The sequence below is a fragment of the Candidatus Poribacteria bacterium genome (assembly GCA_026706025.1).
GTDB lineage: Bacteria > Poribacteria > WGA-4E > WGA-4E > WGA-3G > WGA-3G.
On sequence record JAPOZO010000095.1, the window covers coordinates 64,944 to 90,352 of the forward strand.

At 45.9% G+C, this 25,409-nt stretch carries 25 protein-coding genes; 20 read left to right on the forward strand and 5 right to left on the reverse strand.

Annotated elements, in window-relative coordinates; all coding sequences use genetic code 11:
- Positions 1 to 9: 9 nt before the first annotated feature.
- The 5 genes from OXH00_24625 to OXH00_24645 form a co-directional block, all read right to left on the reverse strand.
- Positions 10 to 1,536, reverse strand: coding sequence for a hypothetical protein (locus OXH00_24625; GenBank protein ID MCY3744210.1), 1,527 nt, complete (start codon positions 1,534 to 1,536; stop codon positions 10 to 12).
- 48 nt (positions 1,537 to 1,584) lie between these two features.
- Positions 1,585 to 2,580: a hypothetical protein gene (locus OXH00_24630; protein MCY3744211.1), complete on the reverse strand. Its 996-nt coding sequence runs from the start codon at positions 2,578 to 2,580 to the stop codon at positions 1,585 to 1,587.
- A gap of 58 nt (positions 2,581 to 2,638) precedes the next feature.
- Positions 2,639 to 3,679, reverse strand: a complete 1,041-nt coding sequence (locus OXH00_24635; GenBank protein MCY3744212.1) for a hypothetical protein — start codon at positions 3,677 to 3,679, stop codon at positions 2,639 to 2,641.
- A gap of 18 nt (positions 3,680 to 3,697) precedes the next feature.
- Complete coding sequence (locus OXH00_24640; GenBank protein ID MCY3744213.1) at positions 3,698 to 4,615, reverse strand: hypothetical protein; 918 nt, start codon at positions 4,613 to 4,615, stop codon at positions 3,698 to 3,700.
- A gap of 314 nt (positions 4,616 to 4,929) precedes the next feature.
- Positions 4,930 to 5,379: a hypothetical protein gene (locus tag OXH00_24645; GenBank protein ID MCY3744214.1), complete on the reverse strand. Its 450-nt coding sequence runs from the start codon at positions 5,377 to 5,379 to the stop codon at positions 4,930 to 4,932.
- Positions 5,380 to 5,417: 38 nt separating this feature from the next.
- Between OXH00_24645 and OXH00_24650 the strand changes: the two genes are divergently transcribed.
- The 20 genes from OXH00_24650 to OXH00_24745 all read left to right on the forward strand — a co-directional run bounded on the left by OXH00_24650 (position 5,418) and on the right by OXH00_24745 (position 25,335).
- On the forward strand, positions 5,418 to 5,600 hold the full coding sequence (locus OXH00_24650; protein MCY3744215.1) for a hypothetical protein: 183 nt from the start codon (positions 5,418 to 5,420) through the stop codon (positions 5,598 to 5,600).
- A gap of 221 nt (positions 5,601 to 5,821) precedes the next feature.
- Positions 5,822 to 6,787 carry a protein-methionine-sulfoxide reductase catalytic subunit MsrP gene (gene msrP / locus OXH00_24655; GenBank protein MCY3744216.1) on the forward strand — a complete coding sequence of 322 codons (966 nt, stop codon included), beginning with the start codon at positions 5,822 to 5,824 and terminating at the stop codon, positions 6,785 to 6,787.
- A gap of 18 nt (positions 6,788 to 6,805) precedes the next feature.
- On the forward strand, positions 6,806 to 8,062 hold the full coding sequence (locus OXH00_24660; protein ID MCY3744217.1) for a serpin family protein: 1,257 nt from the start codon (positions 6,806 to 6,808) through the stop codon (positions 8,060 to 8,062).
- Between the two features lie 151 nt (positions 8,063 to 8,213).
- Positions 8,214 to 8,651, forward strand: coding sequence for a DUF3520 domain-containing protein (locus OXH00_24665; GenBank protein ID MCY3744218.1), 438 nt, complete (start codon positions 8,214 to 8,216; stop codon positions 8,649 to 8,651).
- A gap of 92 nt (positions 8,652 to 8,743) precedes the next feature.
- Positions 8,744 to 9,652: a peptidase MA family metallohydrolase gene (locus OXH00_24670; GenBank protein MCY3744219.1), complete on the forward strand. Its 909-nt coding sequence runs from the start codon at positions 8,744 to 8,746 to the stop codon at positions 9,650 to 9,652.
- A 5-nt stretch (positions 9,653 to 9,657) separates the two neighbouring features.
- On the forward strand, positions 9,658 to 10,656 hold the full coding sequence (locus OXH00_24675; GenBank protein ID MCY3744220.1) for a metallophosphoesterase: 999 nt from the start codon (positions 9,658 to 9,660) through the stop codon (positions 10,654 to 10,656).
- Between the two features lie 12 nt (positions 10,657 to 10,668).
- Positions 10,669 to 11,460: a tetratricopeptide repeat protein gene (locus tag OXH00_24680; protein ID MCY3744221.1), complete on the forward strand. Its 792-nt coding sequence runs from the start codon at positions 10,669 to 10,671 to the stop codon at positions 11,458 to 11,460.
- A 173-nt stretch (positions 11,461 to 11,633) separates the two neighbouring features.
- Positions 11,634 to 11,909 carry a BMC domain-containing protein gene (locus OXH00_24685; GenBank protein MCY3744222.1) on the forward strand — a complete coding sequence of 92 codons (276 nt, stop codon included), beginning with the start codon at positions 11,634 to 11,636 and terminating at the stop codon, positions 11,907 to 11,909.
- A 74-nt stretch (positions 11,910 to 11,983) separates the two neighbouring features.
- A complete protein-coding gene (gene pduL, locus OXH00_24690; protein ID MCY3744223.1) occupies positions 11,984 to 12,688 on the forward strand; it encodes a phosphate propanoyltransferase in 705 nt (234 codons plus the stop codon).
- A gap of 23 nt (positions 12,689 to 12,711) precedes the next feature.
- Entirely contained in the window at positions 12,712 to 13,446 is a 735-nt protein-coding gene (locus tag OXH00_24695) for a hypothetical protein (GenBank protein MCY3744224.1), read from the forward strand.
- A 271-nt stretch (positions 13,447 to 13,717) separates the two neighbouring features.
- Positions 13,718 to 15,349 (forward strand): hypothetical protein, encoded by a 1,632-nt coding sequence (locus OXH00_24700; protein MCY3744225.1) that lies wholly within the window; start codon positions 13,718 to 13,720, stop codon positions 15,347 to 15,349.
- Positions 15,350 to 15,406: 57 nt separating this feature from the next.
- Positions 15,407 to 15,976 (forward strand): DUF5683 domain-containing protein, encoded by a 570-nt coding sequence (locus OXH00_24705; protein MCY3744226.1) that lies wholly within the window; start codon positions 15,407 to 15,409, stop codon positions 15,974 to 15,976.
- A 30-nt stretch (positions 15,977 to 16,006) separates the two neighbouring features.
- Positions 16,007 to 16,573 carry a hypothetical protein gene (locus OXH00_24710; protein MCY3744227.1) on the forward strand — a complete coding sequence of 189 codons (567 nt, stop codon included), beginning with the start codon at positions 16,007 to 16,009 and terminating at the stop codon, positions 16,571 to 16,573.
- Between the two features lie 57 nt (positions 16,574 to 16,630).
- Entirely contained in the window at positions 16,631 to 18,046 is a 1,416-nt protein-coding gene (locus OXH00_24715; protein MCY3744228.1) for a hypothetical protein, read from the forward strand.
- Between the two features lie 131 nt (positions 18,047 to 18,177).
- Complete coding sequence (locus tag OXH00_24720) at positions 18,178 to 18,465, forward strand: hypothetical protein (protein MCY3744229.1); 288 nt, start codon at positions 18,178 to 18,180, stop codon at positions 18,463 to 18,465.
- Positions 18,466 to 18,934: 469 nt separating this feature from the next.
- The gene (locus tag OXH00_24725; protein ID MCY3744230.1) at positions 18,935 to 22,318 is read left to right on the forward strand and encodes a hypothetical protein; all 3,384 of its coding nucleotides are present in this window, start codon (positions 18,935 to 18,937) and stop codon (positions 22,316 to 22,318) included.
- Positions 22,319 to 22,657: 339 nt separating this feature from the next.
- Positions 22,658 to 23,662 carry a MotA/TolQ/ExbB proton channel family protein gene (locus tag OXH00_24730; GenBank protein ID MCY3744231.1) on the forward strand — a complete coding sequence of 335 codons (1,005 nt, stop codon included), beginning with the start codon at positions 22,658 to 22,660 and terminating at the stop codon, positions 23,660 to 23,662.
- A 114-nt stretch (positions 23,663 to 23,776) separates the two neighbouring features.
- Positions 23,777 to 24,226 carry a biopolymer transporter ExbD gene (locus OXH00_24735; GenBank protein MCY3744232.1) on the forward strand — a complete coding sequence of 150 codons (450 nt, stop codon included), beginning with the start codon at positions 23,777 to 23,779 and terminating at the stop codon, positions 24,224 to 24,226.
- Positions 24,227 to 24,279: 53 nt separating this feature from the next.
- Positions 24,280 to 24,702, forward strand: coding sequence for a biopolymer transporter ExbD (locus tag OXH00_24740; protein ID MCY3744233.1), 423 nt, complete (start codon positions 24,280 to 24,282; stop codon positions 24,700 to 24,702).
- Between the two features lie 189 nt (positions 24,703 to 24,891).
- Positions 24,892 to 25,335 carry a biopolymer transporter ExbD gene (locus OXH00_24745; GenBank protein ID MCY3744234.1) on the forward strand — a complete coding sequence of 148 codons (444 nt, stop codon included), beginning with the start codon at positions 24,892 to 24,894 and terminating at the stop codon, positions 25,333 to 25,335.
- Positions 25,336 to 25,409: the final 74 nt, after the last annotated feature.

A 25,409-nucleotide genomic window follows, 5' to 3' on the forward strand; every position in this document is an offset into this window, starting at 1 on the left:
CATCTCCAATCAAAATTCAACCAAAAGCTGCGGAACAATTGTCGCATTTCGTGTTGACTTTTCAATGTTATTCACCTGATAAACCAACCGTGCCAGCGCGCCTTCAGTAAAATGCCACGTCAATGCACCACCGAATGTTGTCCACAGTTCTGCATCACGTGATCTAATAAAATTAAACGTGCTATACTTCCCCGTGTTCGGATTCCATACATCATATTTTAACCGAACATCTATAGTTTCTGTCAAGGGAATTTCCGCATGCAGATAGTACCCCTCCACTGTTGCTGTCCGATCCCCTTTTATTGGCGTTTGCGCGTATTTCAAGAGGTAGGTGTCCGTCCCGCGCACCCACTCAGCAGCAAGATCAAGTCGCCAAATTTTGAACTTTGTCGCGAGCCCGAATCGCCGTTTGTAAAACAGTGTAGATGGATTGACATCCCCGTTGTTGGGATTGAAAGGATAACTGTTGCCATCAAAGTAAGATCCACCAAACCATATCCTTTTGCCTAAGAGTGAAGGCGTGCCGTTAACATGCAGAAATACAGGTGGACTGTTATTTCGGATTGGTTTCAAAATACCGCCACCGCTCCCGTGCGGACCGATTCGGATACCAGACTCCACAGTTCCGTCCGTGACGGTACGCAGTGAATCCGGTCCATCTGCAAGCGATGCTACATAGGCAACCGGTCCGATATACCCATTCACCTGCAACCCACGGTCAGAGATGAAACCAATATTCTTTCTGACCAAGTTGTACAAAGGGTTCGCGGCAGCATCCGACTTAGTATCAATGCCGAAAGCGTGCCGGAATCGTCCGATCTTGAGCGACGCGCCCTTCGGTAATATCGGCAGCCCTGTGAGAATCGCGTAAATGAACCCGTGATCATCCGCCACTTGCGTGCCGAGTGGCGACGTCGTTAGGAGTTGTTCTCCCAAAACACTCACATGATCGCCTACATTTGTTGTTACGACGAATTCAGCGACATGGATGAGTGTTGTCCCAGTACTCCAGTTGCTACCATCAGGCACTAAATCCTGTCCGCGAGTGATACGGCGGATATCCAATGCACCACCAAAGACAAGATTTCCGAAAGCATCGCTAAGAAAACCAGAAGTATCCGCCTTTTGTGTTTCATCTGCATCACTGAAACTAAAGATACTTTCATCATCCTCCACACGGGCATCATCTGTTTCAGAGGCATTTTTTATAGGTTCAACGTTTTCAGGCGTACTCGCCGCGTCACCCGGATAAGAGCGGGCAATAATCTCAACAAGATTACTAAATCCATCTTTATCAGAATCCTCCTCTGCGATTCTCAGAAAGGTCGATGGATTCATACCATTGTGTAAGAACGCTCTGCCGTAAGGATTCGGCGAATCGCCACCCTTTTTTGACGAATGGCAAACGTTGCAACCACCTGCCCACCTGTATTCAGCGCGGAACATCTTGTAGAATGCGGGCAGCGCAAACGCGGAGTGCTCTGCAATCAGCCCGCAGAAAAGTGCTGTTAAGCAAAACAGCAAAGTTTTACGCATGATTGATTCCTCGTAAAATAGGCAGTAAGCGAATGTCTACGATTAAGATTAATATGTGTCCAAGTCAATCTCTTCCTCGCTGAATCGGAGGTGCGCCTGATTGACCAATTCAACAATAGCGTCCCACTGCTTGCGTGTCTCTTCTGAAACTCCTGCCGCCTCAAGTGTCTCCGCAAATTTAAGAAGAGTTTCACTAAATTTATCCTGCAGATAGACATATTCCTCTGTCTGATCGGCATTCTTCGGCGGTTCAAAATTTGAGATGCTCTTTGCATATTTAGCGAGTCGTTTCGCCGCTGCGGTGGCTTCCGTTTTGCCCACCTTGTCGTCAAAGTAGTCAACGATCACAAAATAGTCATCTATCATCAACATCATGAGGGCTTTCAAGTCCTCGACTTCAGGCATCTCTTCTTCTTCAGGTATCTCTTCTTTTGAAGGAACCGGCTCAGGCGTTTTTTCGGTATCGGGTTTCGGTTTCCGTTTGAGGAAGAGTGCATAACTCATGACCAATGTCTTTTTCGGAATCAAGGCAACGGCATTTGAAGCGGTCTCGTGTCCGTCAATAGTTTCAATACCTTCTCCAACCTTGAAGGTATCATCTATGCCCATACCGATGAATTGCTTGAGGAACTTTCCACCTGCAATTGCATCTGTTTCCTTGTGTTCATAGATTGCGACTTTTACGACTTTCCCTTTCATATCCAGTCCGACAGCCCCTTCAATAACACCACGCGGCCCCTTGATGTCAGAGAACAAAACCAAGCCCATTGGCTTCTTTTTATCATTAAGCGGGATATAAAAAATGGGTTTCAGGTCTTCTGCTCGAAGTTTCGTTCCAAGTTCTTTCTCAATTGTGGTGATCTTTTCAGGGGTGAGTACGGCACTCCGCTGAACGAATTTTTTCGCCTTTGGAAAAATAGCTGCTAATTTCTGACCGGGCCATTCCGTTTCATGCGCGATACCAAGTAGTGGTGTGCTTACCATGAAAAAAATGAGGACCAATAGAACACCCGCCCGAGGCCGGCGGTAGATTTGGATAAACATCTGTAATCTCCTTATTATGACGCTGTTACGCCACGCGTGTCGCAACAGCAAGTTCACTCTATTCCGTAACTTCGACCATGAAACTGGGCCATAGGATTTGGTCGCCATGTTTAAGTTGTCCAAAGATCTGATAAACGCCAGCTTCGGGAAATGTTGTCATGAGCATCACAGTGGGACCAAATTTCTCCGGCGTGATGCCCTGATGCTGATGCCCAGTTGCGGATGTTTTTTCCATTTTATGTCCGGCGTGTGGATCCTCTTTCATTATCTTGCTGGCATCTTCAGTTCCGAGAACTGTCCCGTGCGTATGTACAACACCATCCAGGCGTGTGCTGACAATAGCGAAGTGCATCGGTGCATCCAAGAATGGAACGAGATCTGTAAGCGGTTTTCCGTCCTGCGAAAAGTGATAGGTAATGTGAACCATTTCACCTGCTTTAATCCGATCTGGTGCCTCCATTTTCGCCTGATATGTAGAAGCACCTTCTCCATCGGTTAAAGAAACCGCCTTTGTATACCTATCACCGCCTTCATCAGTATAACCGAAAACAACTTTTTCACGGCGGAAATCCTGCACCGTATCCGTCAATTTTTCCTCACCCGCGACATCCACATATAGATATTTCGCGAATTCGGCATCCGCGGTCATTACATCAACAGCGAGGATGTATTTTCCTGCCGCTGGAAATGTAAAGTGGACGGTATACATGCCTTCCAATTCCATCATAATGTCACGGGATTCAAAATCCTCGGGATGAATATGCCCGATGATCTGTAAATTCTCACTGACCACGAGTACATGCAGGACGCGAGCATGATGCACCATGAGATCGGTAACCGGTTCACCTTTTGCATCGGTAAGATGAAACGTGAGTGTCGTTGGTGTTCCTGCCTGAATAGTTTGCGGTTCGGTGTGAAGCATAACACTGAGAGATGAAGTGTTGTGCATCTTATGGGCATTATGTCCGACATGCTCTTTAGCGAAACTTACTTCAACAAGAAACAGCACACCAACAGCTATCACCCCTATGCAATATAGCAATTCAAATTTCGCTATAATACGAAAAATCGAAAAAAAAGGGAAATTCCGGGATTGCATTGTTATTCCTCCATGAAATTAAAACGCATAAGATGTGTTCAGGGAAACTAAAGTGCCGAATTCAATTGCATCGCCTTCATTATAAAGTGTCTTTTGCGTCAACGGGAACATGACGTTAGCAGATACGGAAATATCGTTCAGCGTTACCATGGACAGACCCAATGCTGCCATGGTATAACGTAGCCCAGTATTAATATCGCGTTCCCCAGCCCATGAGGCAGCGGATTGATAAAATCCGAGATAGTTTCCGTTAAATGAGAACCAATCAAAGAGACGATACGTAAAGCCAGCCGTATAGCTCAACTCCACTGGACCTTGATAAGTCTTGCTATTTTCGTAGAAAGGCAACACTCCACGTGCAGAAGCAGTGATCATCAAACCCCGGTAGAGAGGTAAACTGTAACGCAAATTGGCAAGCGGGTTAAAGGTACCCGTCCCGAACTGGATATGGAGGTGTTCAATGCCTCTATCTCCAAGTTTCCAGGGGTTATCCTCAGTTCTGCCGGTTGGGATCGTCGTGCCTAACCGGGCAAACAATACGTCACCCGTTTTAAAAAGTCCGCGAATTTCATAGCCTAAGAACAAATCTGAATCCGCGAGTCCGGTATAGGTTTCATTTCGATGATGGATATCCCTACTCCGTAAAATCGCATCCCTCTCTTCAGCACTGACCGGCTTAATCCACTCAACACTTGCTTCCTGGTTTTTGACTGCATACGGAACATTCGCATGCAACACCCACTGGTCGCTAAGTGAGTAATGTAACCCAACATCAATTCGGTAAGTACTCAACGCTACGTGGTGCCGATGTAAAGGAGCATCCACCACTTCTCCTGTTGGTGAAAGTCCTCTTGATTCAAGATGACCCCCTTTTGCATCAGGGGACATTAACATATTAACATTCACTTGAAATTGATCTATCTCTTTTGAAGCCAAACTGACTTCACTCATCATACCGCTGGGCGGTAAGACGGGGTTGCTTCAAGCGGGACAACTTTCTTGGGCAAACCCAAAAGAAACAAACACCCAATTGAGCAATATCACGTGTAAAAACAAACGCATTTTCATGATCTGTAATTTATCCTAAAGTATTGTAGCATAGCGAGCCAGAAAAAAGACCCTACGCTACAGAATTATTGGCAGTTCTCCAGTGCAAACTTCTATGAGAAAAGAAAACTCAGGAAAACAATATATAAAAGTTTAGTAGTAAAAGATAGGGAAGTACTTGAAAAGTTCTTTGTGGAACTCACTTAGCACGAGTAGCACGAGACAAAAGGAGGTCCTCTACGGGTTAGAGGGTGACCGGGGAAAAGTGTAGAAACTAAAGGGACGGAAGAAGTCTTAAAAGACTCTTCGAGGGCAACAGGTAAAGTCGCCGAGATCGGAAGAATCGAGATCAGAGACTGTCCGATCAATTCACGGAATTCGGGGATGTTGTCTCTGATGTCTGGAAGCACAAGTTCCAAATCAGTTGCACAGCACAGCTTACCACTTTCCAATGGATTTCCGGCTTCACCCGCTGTGTCTGTTTTAGTGTTTTGGCAGCAAGTTCCGCGGGTGCCAGTATCTCCACTCAGCATTTCCTGAGACACATCATGGCAGAACTTTTGTTCAAAAGTCGCACAGAGGAGTGGGCACACCGAATAGATGTACAATAACCCCACGAGTAAGATAAGAACCTGCCGATGTTTTCGCAACATTGTTCAATAAACTCCGTCGTTTCGTCAGAAAGTGGAAATTGAATCAAACTTTAAAGTATTATACACCAAAATCTCAAAAAGTTGCAAGAAAAAACAATTTTATCAGAATTATACACCAAATTAAACGGTTGAAAGCGAAAGGGCTGCTCCCAGAAGCACTCATAGCAACGACAGAGGCGACCCAACGGCTGATGCCGCCGATTGATAATTTACTGATCTAAACTTCTATTTTTAATGAAAAACGAAATATATTACAACAAATATATAGAGAATTTAGGCACCACAAACATTGGTACAGGTTCGTTGGGCGTGCCGGTAAATTTAGAACTTAGGTTGTCTTTTAATAAGGAATGATATATACTATTGACAAACCGCACGCTAAAACTAACATTCTGAAGTGTCGCGCTCCATTTTCCACGATAACAACAACGGAGGCAATATCATGGCGTACATTAAGGTTCCAAAAGGATGGGAAATCCCCGAAAATCAGGTAACATCTGAGTCAGACTACATCAATCGCCGGAAATTCATCAAAGATTTGGGATTGGCAAGCGCAGGTACACTGTTATTTTCCACTTCAAATGCTTGTGCCCAAGGCAGAGGGGTTGAAAAACAATTAGAACCTTTTCGCGCGCAAACACTTGCCGCAGAAAACAACGCAAATTTCACTGTGGAAAGACAGATGACTGACGAAGTTATCGCTGCTACCTACAACAATTACTATGAATTCACCACTTCAAAGAGCACTGTTTGGAAAAAAGTGGAAAAATTCAAGACGCGCCCTTGGGAAATCGAAATATCTGGGCTCGTCGAAAAGCCGATGACGATAGATGTAGACGAACTGATAAAACAGATGCCACTTGAAGAACGGATTTATCGGTTCCGTTGTGTCGAAGCGTGGGCAATGGTAGTACCGTGGATCGGTTTCCCGATGAAAGCGTTACTTGAAAAAGTACAGCCTAAAGCTGAAGCGCAATATGTGCGAATGCTTACATTTTTGGATGCTGACATGGCACCACAACAACGAGATCCTTATCTGCCGTGGCCCTATTTTGAAGGGCTAACACTTGCCGAGGCGATGAATGACTTGACGCTACTCACCGTCGGCATCTATGGACATATTTTACCGCCACAGCATGGCGCACCCATCCGGCTCATCGTGCCTTGGAAGTACGGGTTCAAAAGTATCAAATCCATCGTTAGTATCGAATTGACGGATCAACAGCCGCGCACCTTCTGGAACACGCTTGCACCAAGGGAGTACGGCTTTGAAGCAAACGTCAACCCTAACGTCCCACATCCACGTTGGTCCCAAGCCAGCGAGCGGATGATTGGCACTGGCAAAAGACTCCCCACCTTAATCTATAACGGTTATGGCGATGCTGTCGCGCACCTTTACGAAAGGTAAAACGGAGAAAATAAATAAATGAACAAGAAACAGACAAGTGGAAAATCTTTTCTATGCTTGACCTATCTGGTTTCGTTAATATTTGCCGGATGTAATGATCTGGGTGCTATCTTTCGTGATCAGGTACAAGTCGAACCTGAAACTATCTCTATTGATACAAACGTGGCCACGGCAAATACGCAATTCGGTTTTGATCTGTTCAATGACATCCGCAAAACCGAGGAAGATAAAAATATTTTTATTTCTCCGCTCAGTATCTCTATTGCTCTAGCAATGACTTTAAATGGAGCATCCGGTGAAACCCAACAGGCGATGACGAATACACTGCAACTAAAAGGGTTAGACTTCGCATCAATAAACACCGGTTATGCCGGATTGCGCCATGCCCTTCAAACATCAGATCCAAAAGTGACACTCACGATTGCAAACTCACTCTGGGCACGCCAAGATGTTCCGTTCAAGCAGGATTTCCTGCAGCGAAACACCCAATTTTTCGGAGCGGAGGTCTCAACACTCGATTTCACGGCCCCAAACACGCTACCAACAATTAACCAGTGGGTAAACACCAATACCAACGGCAAAATTACAAAAATCCTTGATGAAATCAATCCGGATATGGTGTTATTTCTGATTAATGCCATCTATTTCAAAGGAACATGGCAGACAGAATTCGACCCCTCTCACACGCGCGACGGAATCTTCCATCTTGCAACTGGTGCCGAAAAGCAGATACCGATGATGACAAGAACCGGTGATTACCCGTACTACGAAAACCATGAGGAAAAATTCCAAGCGATTAGCCTTCCTTACGGCGATGGACGAATGAGCATGTACATCTTCCTTCCCTATCGTGAATCTGACCTCAACACCTTTTTAAATAGTCTAAACACTGAGAATTGGGAGAATTGGATATCGCAGCTTCACGAACAGGAAGTATTTCTTAGCATGCCCAAATTTAAGTTAGAATATGAAAAAACGCTTAACAATCCGCTGCAATCCCTCGGTATGGGGATAGCATTTGCATCTGGGCTTGCTGATTTCAGTCGGATGGCAGATTTAGAAGTTTTGGGTCAAAACTTGTATATCGGAGAAGTACGCCATAAAGCTGTCGTCGAAGTCAATGAAGAAGGCACCGAAGCCGCAGCAGTCACCAGTGTTGGAATTCGTGCAACGAGCGCGCCACCCGCGTTCATGACAAACCGACCATTCTTCTTCGCGATTCGTGATAATGAGACAAAAACTGTACTATTTATGGGCAGTGTCGTAGATCCTTAGATAGAATACGACTCACGATTCAGATAAACACAAGTTTTCGTGCTGATCAACGCCACAGCAAGAGTTATTGGTGTCAGCGGCGATAATTTACTAAAATTATGGCAGCGATGTTGTCGCATACCTTTACTGATAAAAAAGGGATTTCTGATGAATCGGCTATGAAAACCGTCGTCTTGAGCACGAAGATTTCCGTGATGACGACGCTGATGGTGGCAAAATCGGTTCAGGGCACAGTGTCACAGTCCTCTATGAGATTAAACTTCATGAAGGTGCCACCGGACAATTGGCGAAGGTCTTTATACGTCATGAAGACCCAGATACCCATCGTGTGTCGGAAATTAATGCGGAGATTTTCACAACAGAACTGAACGCCACATTTGAAGCAGCATCGCCTGAATTTCAACTCGCCGCGACTGTAGCAGAATTCGCAGAAATCCTGCGTGAGAGTTTCTGGGCACAAGAAGGGAGCTTAGAAGCGGTACAGCAAAGCATTGAAGGTATTGCTCCTCAAATTCCCAATGAACGGGTGGATGAACTAAGCCATCTGATAAGTCAAGCAATTCGCTTTAAGGCTCGCGAGAGCGAATAAGTATAGGACTTAACGTAATCCACTACACTTGCTGGCGAGGTTTCAGGATGTGTTCCAATTTTGCGTAAGCCCTACAGTTTGCATAGAAGATTATGAAAAGCCTTGTTTTCCTCTTACTGATACTGCCGATACTTTCAGCATCCGCTTCGTGGGAGTCAGTGGAGAGTCCACACTTTCGAGTCTACTACCAAGAGGGTACAGTAGATCCAACGTCAATCCTTCAGATAGCTGAGGATTTTTACGCCGAAATGCCACAATTAACAGACCGTATGCCGGCAGGAATGATTGATATCTGGGTCTGCGATACACAAAAGGAATTTCAGGATTTTGTTCACGCCCCGATTCAGGATTGGGCAGTCGGATGTGCTTTCCCTTTGAGTCGACGTATCATTATCCAAAATCCGAAACACATCGCGCTGGCGAAACTGCAGTTAGTCCAAGTGCTTCGGCACGAGATCGCGCATGTCCTCTTTGGACAGTGTACACGCAAAGCCGTTAAAGAAATTCCGCTGTGGTTTATAGAAGGCATAGCGATCTACTTTGCGGATGAATGGGTGCCGAGTCGTCACGAAACATTGCTAAAGCATATTTTCTCTAAATCCATCCTACCGCTTCAAGCGTTAACGCGAGGTTTTCCGAGTTCGCAAATTGGTGCGGATCTGGCGTATGCCGAGAGCCAAGATGCCCTCCGTTGGTTGGTTGAAGTCAAAGGTAGCGATGTGCTGTTCTCGCTTATTTCGGAACTCCATGCGGGGAACAATTTCAATACTGCTTTTGAAGCCGTAGTTGGATGGGATCTTGCGACCTTTGATGTCCTTTGGCGTGAATCATTAGCGGAACGTTACAAATGGGCATCCCTCTTCTCCAATTCCTACTTTTTGTGGGGCGGACTCGGCGGATTGGCACTCCTCGGTTATCTGGTCCGCCGGAATCGTAGACAGCGGCACCTCAATAAACTCTCACAACAGGAAGATACTATGGACACATTCTTCAGGACTTAATTTTAATGAATACCTCTCTCATTTATCTCACGCTCTGTTTTATCTCTTTCGCCGTCGCGGCGACAGCACAATCAAAACAACTCACACAGTACCCGGATCAACTCACGCGCGACGGGCATATCGTCGTTCTACCCGACCACGGCACCGTCTATATCGTTTCCGACCTGCATGCCCATTGGGACGACTTTAATCAATGGTTGCGACTCACAAAACTTGTCGAGCGAATTCAAGCGGGCGAAGATGTCTATGGATTGATACTCGGTGACGCAATTGACTATAAGCCAGATGAACCCAGACACCCGCCTTATGGTGATACTTTAATTCTTGACCGAGTTATGGAACTCGAAAAACAACTTGGCGATAAGGGCAAAAGACTTATCTATCTCCGAGGAAACCACGAATTTGCCGCCGCAGATGCTTATGCAATGCTGAAGAAACAGGGGATGACAGCACAAAATCAGGCGGAATTTATTCGTTTATTATACGAAAGTCCACTTGGTGCCTATTACAAGCAGTTCAATTTCATTGAGAGAATGACAGACGTTCACTATGAATTCCTTTTGAATCTGCCAACAGCTGTTATCGCAAAAAACGGTTTTGTCGGCATTCACGCCGGGCCCGCCCGTTTCATCAGAAACCTTACTGACCTCGTTAATCCGAGTCCTAAAACGCTTGAGGAGCTTCTCTGGCCCCGTCCTGTTATAGCATACCCTGGGGGCTACACCCTAACACATATAAAAAATTTTCTTGAAGCCATCCATGCGAATCTTCTGGTCGTTGGACATACCCCCATTCACTATTTTCCCTCACAAAACGTCAGAGATGGTATAGCAACATTCGGTGAGAATCAACTCATCTTTTCGACGGGCTATAGCGGCTCGCCCGGAATTCCAACTTATATCGAAATTGACCTATCAGAAACATACACCTCTGTCCACGCCCTGAAGTTAGGGGTAAACATTCATCATCTGTATAACAAGACAAAAAAACCAAAATCGGACTAACAGACCCACATCATGCGACCACTCATTTACATCATGACCCCTGTATTGATTCTCACGATCCTCCTCGCCTCTCGCTTTGTAACGTGGGATGCCATTAAAGGCGAGAATCAACAAGCACAGGCATACGTTCAAAAAGGAACAACAGCACTCAGATCATGGAAACTTCCACAAGCGATCAAAGCGTTTACGCGCGCGATTGAAATTGAACCGAAGTATGCCGAAGCTTATGTGAAACGCGGACTTGCCTATTATCGTTCTGCAGCGTACGAAACCGCTATCGCAGATTACACCCAAACGTTAAAACTCAAAAGGTATCAAGCCGACGCCTACGCAAGCCGCGGTGCCGCATATCAATCGTTGGGCGATATGCAGCGCGCGATTGAAGATTACTCTGCCTCACTTAAGAGGCGGCGGAGCCCCCATGTTATACAGAAACGAGCAGAAACCTATTTCAAACACGGAGACGTTCAAAAAGCACTTGCTGACTACGATGATCTGATTAAACGGAATCCCTCAGCGATAGCATATTATGGGCGCGGGAACGTTTACCTTCAACTCTCTATTCAAGGTAATAAAAACCATTTAAAACTTGCCCTGGTAGACCTGGATCAGGCTATCGTTCTCGAACCGCGTTTCGCGAGTGCATATATCAGTCGTGCACAGGTCCACACGCGGTTCGGGGATCACACATTAGCAAGCCGAGATACCAGACAGGGTAACAGACTTTTGATCGAGGCACTCGACAAACAGATAATACAAGCTCTAATCACACAAATGCTAATAAATTATATGAACGCGCTTTGAGTTTTTTCTTGAAAAAACCCCAAAATTGTGATATACTTTAAAGGAGAAATGTTTAGCATTTCGCTTGGCTTTTCTCGGTGTTTGTGAGCAGAATCGCTCTTATTGCACAACAATTCGCAAGTTAAAACTTATGTTCATTTCGGATTTTTTAACAGGAGGCTAACAGGGTTAATATGACCGGAGATGCATTGGGTTTAGTTGAAACGAGAGGCTTAGTTGGGAGTATTGAAGCTGCCGATACGATGGTGAAAGCAGCGAACGTCCAACTTATCGGTTACGAGCAAGTCGGTGGTGGTTATGTGACCGTCATGGTGCGTGGTGATGTCGGGGCAGTGAAAGCCGCAACGGATGCCGGGGCTGAAGCAGCTGCACGCGTCGGCGAAGTTGTTTCTGTTCACGTAATTCCACGTCCACATGCTGAAGTCGAGACCATCTTAAAGAAAGCGTAAACTATGCGTAAATGGATTGACAACACGTCGCTTGAGAACGTTTGCAACATCCTAACAGAAAAGGCGAACTATAAATGCCAGACCGTGCCCTTGTTGAGTTGATTACCCGCCGTGTCGTGAACAAGCTGACGACGGACCAAGCGTGTAGTGGTTGTGCTTTGAGAAGTTGTGATGCCGGAAATCGCGCATGTGATGCCGTCACACAGCAGCAGCAAATCCCCGTTGGTGTTTCAGCACGACATGCCCATGTAACGCAAGAACATCTTGAGATCCTCTACGGTGCCGGACACCAACTCACCGTCTATGCGCCTCTATATCAACCTGAAGCATTCGCTGCGAACGAGACACTGACCATCGTCGGAAAGCGGATGCGGGCTATTGAAGCCGTTCGTATTCTTGGACCTGTGCGGGATTATTCCCAAGTAGAAATCGCACAAACAGAAGCGATCCGTCTCGGTTTAAGCCCACCTATCCGAGACTCAGGCGACCTTGTTGGGGCAGAACCTATTACTCTCATTGGACCCGCAGGGAGCGTCTATTTAGAGGAAGGGGCTATCTGTGCTACACGGCACATCCACATGACCCCCAGTGATGCTGACGCGCTCAATATTAGCGAAGAAGATCTTCTAAAGGTCCACTTCCCGGGTGAGCGAGCTTTGACGTTTGAAAATGTCCGACCCAAAATTTCCGAAGGCTATGTGCTTCAGATGCACTTAGACACCGATGATTCCAATGCCGCAGGTTTGAAGGGTGGCGAACCTGTTGAAATCGTGCGTTAGGTCCTCCGTATACTTGAAGCAACATGAACCAAGAACTGATTGACCAAATTCGGAAAATCGTGGAGAGGGTACTGGAGGAGCAAGCATCTACCACCACGCAAATTGCAGACGAGAAACGACTACTCGCTATTTTGGGAGCGACTCAACTCGAATTGGATGAACCGCTCCAGCAGCTTCATGCCTGCACGCAAGACGGATGGAAAATTACAATAATTTTGTCTGATCTCGCAACTAAAGTCATAAATCCGGAACCGATTCATGCTATATTTGGCAAAGAGAACGTCCTACGGGAGGATACACTCACCAATATAGCAACTTTTGTGGATACGTATCAGCAGATCGTGCTTCCTGTTTTCTCACATCCGATGGCTGCAAAACTCGCGTTAAGGTTAGTGGATACCCCCTGCACCTATCTTGTATTTGAAGCACTTTCTAAAGGAAAAACAGTCATAGCAAGCCCCGATGCCCTTAATCAAAATGGGTCATCCGCAAAAATTAATGCTATTGAGGTTGAATATGTAAACGTTTTATCCGAACTTGGCGTTCAATGGGTACCTATGATGCAGATTGCCGAGTCGATTAAGAACAGAACAGACAACTCACCTACCAGTTTGGACAGACCTCTAATTAGCGCAACAACCATTTTAAACATGGACACGAACGTGCAACAGCTGGTTCATGCAAAACAGGCGATTATTACACCACTTGCCCGTGAGCATGCAAAAAAGAGAGGTATTAAACTAATACCCAAAAGCTAAGAAGCACCAGAGCCATTAATTTTCGTCGGCATTAATAGTAAAGTCTGTCTATCTCAAACGGGGAACCGCGATCAGGACGTCGGATCACGGAAAAATCAACTAACTTTGATTATCCTTGACAATTTTTGTAGAAAATTGTATCATTTCCGTGATAGTTTTGTACTTAAGATGATAAAGGAGTTTGACACTCACACGGCACCGCGCGCAATAGGTTATGAAAAAACTATTGACAACGCCAAATGAAGGACACGAACATTAGGAGGAAAGTTCCATGAAGATCCGGATTTCGATTTTAAGCGTAGTATGCCTCATCAGCTGTTTTGTAATCGCTGGATTGTCGACCCCGGTGAATGCTGATTACGATTATTACGGAGATCGGTTGAGTCGTGAGCATCGCGTTGCAAGCGATGTTGACGAATGGATAGAGCGCGGGAATGCGACGATCACCGCCAGCCCACGCTTTGAGGATGGCGTTCGACTCACCGCTTGGGCAAACGACGCTCAGAACACAGACAACTACGAATTTGCAATCGCCAGCGCGGTATATCTCTTCGAAATTCCAGCAGGGACACAATATATTGAAGTCTTGGTGCGATACCGAGGGGAACCGCATCGCTTAGAAATTGAAGACTACGACGAACCGATCGCAGGTCGCGCATGGATTCGTAACACTAAGCGCGAGGCAACACGCAGCGGTTATTATGACGAAAACGCTAAAGAAACACGTTACGGTGACACTTTTGTCCTTCGAGCGAAAAACCGATCCGAACACATTAAGATTCCTGCAGTGGGTCATGTCAAAGATGGATGGATGGAGCTTCATATTGTCGCCGAAGGCGGCGAGCAGATTGATGTAGAATATCTTGAAGTCTCCACGTATCGCAGACAGCCAAAAGTTAGAGTCATTCAACGCTACACACCAACCTACCGTTGGCGTCCGTGGCATCGTTACACTTACCTCTACTTTTACGACGGGCCCGTCTATTACGCGACGGATTACGACTATTATCTCCGATGGAGCTATCCGATTTACGACCACCACTATCTCTCAATCCGCTCGTATTACGGTGGGTATCTCGGACGCTACCGCGGCTACTATCCAAGTGCTTACTATCGCTACTATTCGCCGTATTACGGTTCCTACCATAGTTACTACCGTGGTACACCGAAGGTTTATCAGCGACGGACGCAGTTAAATCGGTGGAGCGCACAACACGAAACGACGCGTCGGCAATACAGCCGTAGCCGATTATCCGCGAACAGTCAACGAGACAGTCGGACAGCAGTCCGGAGGAGTGTCCGCACTACACTTGAAAACCACCGGAAACAGACCCCGGCGACAACGGAACGGGTTGCGCGCCAATCAATTATTACGCAGAAACTGCGTGCCCGTGCTTCCACCTCGGCAATCCGTGAAAATAACGTCCGAAAAAGCACTTATGCTGCAGGGAATACAGGGAGTACACTCAGTAAGCAACGGCGTCACTCTACTGCTACAACGCAGAACGCGAATCGCTACAGAAGGTCTGAGACACAACGGACTACACCGCTTTACAGACGTTCTACTCCCTCATCGACCCGGTCGTTCTCGTCGAGCACAAGCAGTAACTCGCGCCCGCAGTATAGAACGACTACTTCAAATTCGAGCTCATCTCGCTCGCGATCAAGTGTAAGCCGATCAACGACAAGTTCATCGCGTGAGAGATCAAGCGTGAGCCGTTCAAGCTCGAGTTCAAGTTCGTCGCGTTCACGATCAAGCGTCAGTCGTTCCTCGTCTTCTACAAAGACTCGAACGCGTCCGACAACAAGTTCGAGTTCATCGCGTAGCAGTTCAAGCAGTAGCAGCGACGATGACGATGACGATCGAAGCCGGACAACGCAACGGACGAAACGGCGACGTTAATAGGAGCAATATTGGCTTCGCATAGCCGTTTGGATGTGTGAAGCCTACATAGACTACATGCGGTTTTTGTTAATTATTTCACTCTTGTTGTTCAGCCTCCATGCCAGTTTTGCGCAGGAGGCTGAAAACGGCATAAATACCGAACAGCAAACAACTAAAACTGAAACGGCGGAACAGGTAAGACTTATTTCGCCAATCGGAGCAATAGTGCGTTCCGCTGTTGTCCCTGGATGGGGACAATTTCACAGTCGTAGTTACTTCCGAGGGAGCCTGACTGTTTTAGGAGTAGGCGGCTCCATCATCGGGGCCTTGTTAGCACAAAATTCCTTTAGGAATCGGTACAATGCCTATGAGACACTGGTTTGGGATGGTTTCTCTAACGAAAAAACGATAGTAGAAAGCTATGAATATGCAAACCAGAGGTATAAACTCAGGACATTTTTTATGTATACCGGCATCGGTATTTGGCTGTATAGCCTTATCGACTCTTACGTGAGTGCTAACTTTTACAACGCGACTACCCTGATTCAATCTATTGAACAGGATGCACAAAATATTGAAAAATTAGGGATCGAAATCGGCGCGACCCCTTCACATTTTTATTTCGGTATTGTTAAAACCTTTTAAAAAAAAAATTAAAAAAGGAGAACGCTTACTATGTTCAGGAATTTCGCCAAAGTCAGCGGCGTACTCATCTTGCTCCTACTCGCAAATCTTATGGGGTGTGGAGACGCTGATAAGGTCGGACAAATTCCGGCTGAAGAACTCCTTCAAATTAGTAATGTTTTAGACCGATGGCGAGAAGGTTACGAAACAGAAGATGTTAACACCTACATCGGGACCTTCTGGGAAGATGGCTTTCTTTATGTCTCTGATATGGGAACAGATGGCGATAAAACAGACGATGTTGAGTTTGATGACATCCGAGAGGAACGCGCCTCCGCGACTCGTGTCTTTGCACGGTTTCAAGATATTGAGATAGAGCTCTCTTCTCCGCCGGAAATTCAGATGAATGACGATGGCACAGAGGCTGAGGTACGGAATCATTACAGAATCCAATTCTTTGTGTCGGACGGTCAGACACTTGAGGGTGGATACACCGGCGCATACGCCGAAGGTGATAATCTCTTTATCTTTGAAAAAAGAAATGATGAATGGCGTATAGCCGAATGGCATGACGAAGCCTTTAACGAGGAAGAAATTCGCATTGCCAATAACCTATAGGTTCAGAAAAGGAGGGCAATTTCTAACCCAAAGGGCGGGTAGAAATACTGTATATTCATGCCGCAACAGGAGGAACACCTACGCGATTATTTTCAGCTCATTCAAAAGCATGCCTTTACGCTCTGCCTAACCATTCTATTAGTGTTAGGAACTGCCCTAATTATCTCGCTTCGTTTGCCCAAAACTTACGCTGCTTCCACCTTAATATTACTCGTCCAACCCAGCGCGACATATTCCCTTCCTTCAGCAAATTTGTTTCAAAATGTGCTCTCCGGCGGTGCTGACCGACGAGAGATGGAAACAATCAGCACCCGATTCTCTACAGAGTCCATGCTAAATACAGCAATCGAAAACCTTGAGGTGAACGGACACTCGGATGCAGCTGTGCTTTTACCTCCGGTAGGAAAACTCAAACGAGTGGTGAGAGCACAAGTAGATCCAGATTCTGATTATATCAATATTTCGGTTGAATTAACCGAGGCAGAAGGCGGTGAACGGAATGCAGCACTCCTCGTCAATCAGCTTGCAAAAGATATGCAAATGTTGAGGCGTGGAAATGAAGAAACAAAACTCAGAAAACTTATGGAGTTCCTCGAAAATAAACAACGGGAAATCGAAGCGGAAATAGATAAAGATTTAGAGGATATCCTCCAATTTGTTCGCGACAATGGAAGTGCAGAAACATGGGTACCGACGCTTACCAATTTGCTTGAGCACCTTGCGCGTGTTCGAGAAAATCTTGAGATAAATCAACAACAACTCTACGCAACAAATGCCCACATTACATACCTAAAAGAACAACTACAAAACCTGCCTAAGCAGACACCACTATCAGAAACCACCTCTCATAACCCCATCTGGCTCTTCCAGCAAGAGAAACTCTTCAATCTTGAATCGCAACGCGTTGCTGATGCCAAAAAAGTCGGCACAACTTCATCAGATTTGGAAGGCCTTGATGCGCAAATCGCTGAAATTCAAAAGAAAAATGAGGAGACCTCGCCGCTAACTACGACGGTTACCTCCGGTGCTTCTGCCCATTACACTTACATACAGAATCAGCTGATAACGTTTGTTCCATATCTCTCGCGGTATGAAAATGCTGCGGAACGCCTCAAGCGGAAACAGGATACACTCGAAACTGAATTGGCGAAATTAATAGAACATATCCCCGAGAATCAGATTATTCTTACACAAAAGGGTGCCAAGATTCAGAAAACCAACGCGATGGCTGAAGAAATTGCCAAACGCTCCCTTGAGGCTGAAATATTATACGCTGAATCTAAGATGCCAACCTCTCGGAACCAAATAGGCGGCATTGAAATCGTTGATCGCGCTACACCGAGAAAAATTCCTGTTAGTCCGCAACTTCGGTTTATCCTTGTTATCGCGGGAATCACTGGCTTAATTTTAGGTGTCACAGTTGTCCTATTTATTGAATATTTTAATAGGGCTATTGCGAATTTAAAAACGTGAACATCTTGTTTAAAAATATTTATTTAGAAATATTACAGCCTCGAATTCAGGTTCGAGGTTTCATTATTTTGATAACTTTGTAAAAAAAATGTCAATTTTTCTTAAATTGTAGTATAATTATAGTATGTCCAATGTGCAATCGGGTATTTATACATCCGTTGGCATTGCGGATACTTACATCAATCTTTGGGCTTGTCGGTATTTTCGAGGCGTGCCCGAGAGTGCCCGATCCCGATTTCGTTATCGGTTTTGCCGTCTTCAGGGAGGCGGTAAGCAAGCGGGTATTAAGTCTACATCAGTGGCGTTATGTAGCGTCCATTGGTGTCATTTCGCCGAAAGTGTCTAAGTGTGCAATTCCGAAATTGCAACCGCTCTCTAAAACAGGCGAAATAATGAAAATGAACAATGAAAATGAATAGTACTGACATTAAAGTTGAAAATATATTACATTTGTGGTATGCTTATCTGAAATTCCACCCCAATGCGTGCGCTTTTTCTGTTAAAAATAAAAGTTGACAGAAATTTGAATCAGTGCTATTTTAAAGGCTAAGAACAGTTTTGCAGGCATTTTATTACGTGTTTATTGAAAAATCCGCAAAACAAACCCTTAATTTGTTGGAAGGAGACTCGCTTTTTACACGCTTCGCGCGGTATTCGCGATTTACGGATATTCTATCCGACAGTGACGAACGGTACAGAAATTGAATAGGCTTTATTTTTAACCGACGCAATTTTGACACTTTTCGTTCAAACGCAAAGCAGTTTTCGTCCATTCCCAAGGTTTTTTGTCGGAAACCGGGGTATAGAGAACGAATGATGAAATACTCATATCGCAGCTCCGTTACCCAAACATCCGATTCATTATCTCCAAGGAGGAAAAACAAAGTAATGAACAGGCTAAAACAATCACTTGATGTTTTACTTGTAGCGACCTGTATTCTGAGTGCTTTCGTGCTCTATGGTTGTGGCGCACAGAGCCTTGGTCCACAAGAACCCCTATTGCCAACGATTGAGGGGAGTTCTAAATTCTCAGCGCGTTTCCAATTAGAGGAAGAACCGCAATTCTTCTATGATCTGTTTGGAAAAGAGCTGCTTGAAGGTAACGAGGTCTATAACTATCGTGAGCAGAAAGAGTTTGACCAGAACGGTGAATTGTTCGTCGGTTGGACCGGTCAGTTGGATAGTGAAAGATTCTCGGCACAGTTGGATAGAACGGTTTTAACTGAAGATAGTTACCGTGGCAGATACACAGAGTTTGCTATCGGTGATAGCATGCGTTTTAAGCCGTCTACGCTATTCCCAAACCGCTACATCCTCTACAAAACAGAATTTGATGGGCTTCGATGGGATATCTCTTTTGCACAGGAACGGCACCTTTTCACACTCATCAATTCTCGTATCTCAAACCCTGTCCAATTGACTGACGCAGCGGCAAACCTCGCACCGACGCTCGGTCGTCGGAATGGTCTAAACGAAGACGCGGGAGTGCGGCACATTGAAAACGCACGCCTTGTAGGGTTCCGGGCGCAAGGGCTTTTGGGCGACATTTTCCGCGTCGGGTTTACTTATGTCAATCTTCACAAAGAACACCCGGAACGTGTTGAAAACCCGCTTATGGGTACTGTAGCCAATACACCGCCAGAATCAATTTCCGTTATCTTCCGAGATGACTCACCCGAAGACAATCACATTATTGTCACCCGATTCTCCGGCTTTGATCCAGATTTACATAACGAGAATATTCAGGGCGGCGTCGGTGCAGCGTTCAAGGAAATGAAAGTCACTGTTGTCACCCAAGCGTTGGAAGAATTAACGCCTGAAGAAATTGAAGAAGGTGCTGAACCTACGGCGTTACCTGCAGAAACTATCTCAGAAACACTTGACATCAGTAATGTCATCCCGATGCCTGTCGGAGGACTGCCTTCTGATATTCGCGATTCTGTTGACGGAGAGTGGAAGATCGTTGATGGCTTCAATAAGATGAAAGCCGTCCTCGTTTTTGTGGATCCAGACGGAGCACCTTCACCCGAAGCCGCAACACTTCTCGGAGAAGGGGCATTTCAAATTGACGCAGATCCACGCACTGTTCAATCTGTTACCTTTGAAATGATCGTAGCAGGTGATTACAACATCGCCATTATCGGATCCAGTGCTGCCAACAAAGCCGAGTCAGACCCTGAAATCCAAGAATGGATTAAAACTGAAGACGGTCACATCCAAATGCCCTACCGTGATGTTATTGAAGCACCCGGTAACTACGGGCAGTCCTCAGATTACACCAGTAACCGGGCAACGCTTCAAGACAACCCGAGTCAGTGGAGCGGTGAGGGTAGACCGCGTAAAGTCCGTTATCAATATGGCGCAGCACGTGCTGCTCTTCTCTATGGGCTTGACTTAGAAGGTACGATCGGTAATGTTTTTGTCCGAGCGCATTACTCCATTAACGGTAAATATAAGCAGTATCCTACCATCCCGAAAGATCAGATCGGATTTAGCCGGCTCAAAACAACTATCCAAGGTGAAGATGGCGAAGAAGAAACCGGTATCTCCGTTGATCCAGCAACCGGCTTGCCATTAGACGCAAATGGGATACCTACCTACTCTGAGACCGAGGGTGAAAGATTTGAAGCCAGGTTAGGTGGCGACGGAACCGATGAAAGCGGCGACGGAGAAATGGGCAGAGAAACCGCATGGTTCCTCCAACTCAAATCTCGCTTCGGAAAGTTGTACCTCGAAGGGGTCTACTATCATATCGATCCTGGTTACACAACAACTTATCTCAATTTCGGTTCTAACTCTGACAGAGATCAACCCTACTCACTGCCACGGACACCTGAATCACAGTCTGAACAAGATCCGTGGGACGAAACTAATTACGCTCTCATTGAAGATGATGATGATGATGATGACTGGCCGGATGACATCGACTTTGATGGTGTCCTACCACGCGCCGACGATAGAGACCAGAACGGCGTTTTGGACTTCCAAGAAGACTTCCTCATCTTTGATGCCGACCCACCGGTCTTCACTGACCTCGTTGACCTGAATAACAACGGCACGATTGATTCGCTTGAGGACGATTTTGAACCCCAGTACGAGTATGGGGTTGACAGGGAAGGATACCATGTTTTCGCCGAATATGACCTCCTTGATAATCTTTCACTCAAAGTCGGATGGCTCAACGAAAACGAAGTCTCAAGCCGACGGAAGAATGATTCCAAATATCTACATGTTACCTATCAACGTGACATTCCTGATTTCGGAACCGTGCTCTTCCAAAACCGTTTCGTCCGAGTCCAAGACGATATTCCAGACTACACCATTACACTGCGTGTTGGTGAATTGGAACCCGTTCAAATTTCCGATGAGCTTGATTTCTATAACGCTCGCGTGAATACGACAACGCTCCAGTTCCTTTATACCGCTGTTCCCAACCTCACATTGGAAGCGAAATTCCTCGTTGTGCTCCAAAAACAGTTTGAGCAAGATGAGGCAGATGCTATTTTCTTAGATGTTGAGGCACCAGACCCCGACAACGCCGACGATCCGCTTACTGCCGATCAACGTGTCGATTTCATGGTACCTGTTGAACAGGTCCGTGCTGGCGGTGAAAGACGGGAGTTCCCGTTCTATCCAGATCACGGGATTAACGCACTTGATCCCGAAGACCCGGGTTTAATCTATGACCCCGAAAACTGGAAAACGCGGCGCTACCCGGAACGCGATATCCGCAACCAACAGACGATTCTCAAAGCGAGATACGAGATCCCTCTCGGTGAACTGCCATTTGTCGATAGAATCGGCGAAGATTTGACACTCACACCGATGGTGAAGTACATCTGGGATCGCGCATTTGACCGGGGTGCTGAGGAAATTCCTGACGCACTCAACCCACGTCAGTTCGTTCCCACTGATAACGAACCCGTTGAATATCTCCGCTTCAATCGTAGAAGCCGTGAAGATGTACTCGGTGTACGACTTGACTATCAGTTCTCGCAAAGGATGAACATTCTTGGCGGTTTCCAATACCGGAAATTCACCAACCGGGATAATAACTTCAAAAACTATTTGACAAACTTCCCGGAAGATGAAGATGTTCCCGTACTCTACAGACCGGATTTGCGAACCCGAATCTTTGAAGTCCAAGCAATCAATCGTGGTGAATGGCTTGGGTTCAACATCGTCATCCTCGCGGGTTATCGGCGAACGACTATCTTGCTCGACCACACGACGAGTAACACTACCTTCGTGCGAGCAATGATGGGCTTCTAAATGTTTTGTGTATCGCTGGACACGAAGACGTGTCCAGCGATATCGCGTTTAGCAATATCACCTTATGATGTCGCCCTCAGCAACACGCAAATAGAGCGCGTAACTTTTTAGGCACTCAGGTGTTCTTAATGAGAACGGCATTGTAAACAGTAGAGGCAATCTACAAATACAGATATTGATTCCTAACCTGAAGATTTGTGTAGATGGAACGCTCACGCGTTAAAAAATAAAACTGAGTTGTTAAGGTACGGTTCCCGTGCCTTATCCATACAGCACTTTATGAACTTGCAGAGACTTGCCAAAAATAATTAGCAAGTCACCTAAGGAGGATCAGAACGAATGATTCGTTTTAGTTTTGTTTTAATGTTAATCGCTTGTGTCGGTATGTCTACTGGCATCGCTTTCGCGCAAGATGATGCTGGAGCGGGCGGTGGAACCGTCCGCGGTCAAATTGTCGATACAACCACAGCACAGAACCCAATTGAAGGCGTTGATGTTAGAATTGTTGCCACAGTCGGAGAAGAGCACACCGCAACAACTGATGTCAACGGAGATTACGAAAAATCAGGCATCCCCGCAGGCCGCTACCTCATTAGTATCTATAGAGACGGATACGGCGATCGGGTTGGAAAAGCCGTCACAGTCGTTAATGGCGGTGACCACTTTGTTCCACTGAAGATGACCAAAAAGGACAATATCGTCACCTTCTTCCAGAAGTTCGGATTCGTCTTCTGGCCACTCGCCCTTTGCTCCATCACGGCATTAACCTTCATTATTGAAAGACTTTTCACCTTTGTGCGGAGTCGTTCTCGAATCGGAACTGAACAGTTTATCGCCAGTATTGCCGACTCATTGCGGAAAGAGAACATTATGGAAGCCGTCTCGACTTGTGAAGAAGCCGGTGGACCGCTCGCGAATGTTCTTAAAGCAGGATTGCTGCGATACAGCCAAGCCCAGATTGAAGAACGAGATATTAGCAAAGAAGAAATTCAGGAAGCCATTGAGGAAGCAAGCCTCCTTGAAATCCCAGAACTGGAAAGAAATCTACCGGTTCTCGGTACGGTCGCAGTTGTTTCCCCGCTGTTTGGATTGCTTGGAACGGTTACAGGTATGATTAGTGCGTTTACCACAATCGCACTTGAAGGTACTGGTGACCCGCAGCAGCTCGCTGGTGGTATCTCTCAGGCACTTCTCACAACTGCTGCTGGACTGACAGTCGCTATTCCGTGCTTGATTTTCTTCCAACTTTTCGATAGCTGGGTTAACAGACATATGGTTGAGATTTCACAGGTTTCTACCGAAATCGTCAACCAACTGATTGTTGGTGAATCTAGCGGTGCTTAGTCTTGTAACAGAACGGGCGGGTGATTCTACTCGCCCACTTCTGATGGGCTTTGTTGGGTACTTACGGTACTAAACCTTAGCCCAAGTCTCATTAACGAGAAAGGAGACTTTGAAATGCAACAAGTCGGTGAAGCCAAATTGAGTCTGCTTGCGACCAAAATTAGGGAACGTAAGCCGCCAACGCTCAGTATGGCACCTATGATTGATTGCGTGTTCCTGCTTCTGATCTTCTTCATGGTGTCAACAACTTTCTCGCCGATTCCAGGCCTCCGTGTGCAGCTTCCCCCACCGGGGAAACCCTCACCTGACAAACCCAAAGGGCTAACTGTCCGGATCGCGAACCCTGAACCGGGCGAGGATAAAGGCACTATGGTGTTGAATGATGTGGTCGTTCAAATCGAAGAAATGTTCAACCAATTCATCAACGCACCGGACGAATCCAAAAACATGCTGATTATCCAATCTGAGCGGGATGTACTGCATGAACAGATCGTGCAGGTAATGGATATTGCAAAACAGGCAGGTATAGATAAAATCGGATTCGCTATTGTCGCGAGAGACTGACAACCCTCAAGCGATAGCAATAGTAATCCTCTTTCTATAGAAGGAGAATTCAGATGGCTTTAAACTTAGCTCAACGGCGGAAAACACAAGAAGACGATGACATTCCGATGGCTCCAATGATTGATTGTGTCTTCTTGTTGCTCATCTTTTTCATGGTGTCTGCTGTTATGAAGGTTCCTCCGCCTTTCACCGTCACTTTACCCGATTCCGCAACGAAACACGAATTCACTCGGAAGAAATTCAACCTCTTCGTTAACAGTGACGGACGTATTTCGATTGACGACCAAGAGATGTTAACACTGGAAGACATGGAGCTTTTCATTGCGGCTCATGAAAACCAGATTAGTACGCTGATTATCAAAGCGGATAAACGTGCCAAGCACGGTGTCGTCATTGACGTGGTAGAACGGGCAAAAATGCGCTCCAGTAAAACGGAAGGGCTTGAAATCGCTTTCGCGGTGTCGGAAGAAGACTGAGGAATGCAATGTACTTAAAAAAGGCAGCATTTGCTGCCTTTTTTTTTTGCAGGCACTATAAATCACCTTAATCCAGTGCTGCGATAAACGATTTGAAGAACATCGTAACCTCATAAACCTTCAGGTGTTTTAAAACTAATGGTCGTATGAATGAACGTTATTCTCTCGTACAAACGGAGGAACGTTAGCATGAAACATCTGAAGAGACACAAACCCCCAACGCTTAGCATGGCACCTATGATTGATTGTGTGTTCCTGCTCCTGATTTTTTTTATGGTGTCAACAACCTTTGCCCCTATCCCAGGGCTTCGAGTACAACTCCCTCCACCTATTGATAGACCTATAACACGCGACCGAGGTATTGTCGTAACGATCGCCAACCCTGCCCCCGGTGAGACTGAAGGTACAATCATTATACGCCAACAGAGTAGAGAAGAAATTGTGCAAACAGGAGAGATGTTTAATTGGCTTATCAACGCGCCTGAAGATGCGAAAATAATGGTGATTATCCAAGCAGGTAATGAGGTTTTCCATGAGCAAATCGTCCAGGTCATGGATATCCTCAAACAAGTAGGCATTGATAGAATTGGGTTCGCTCGCGCTGGCAATACCAGCGTCAGGATTATTGATTAAGTCTGGTTTCTCCAATAAACTAAGGAATGTCAATATACAAACAAATACGCCGTGCGCGTTGGATCCCGCAAGCA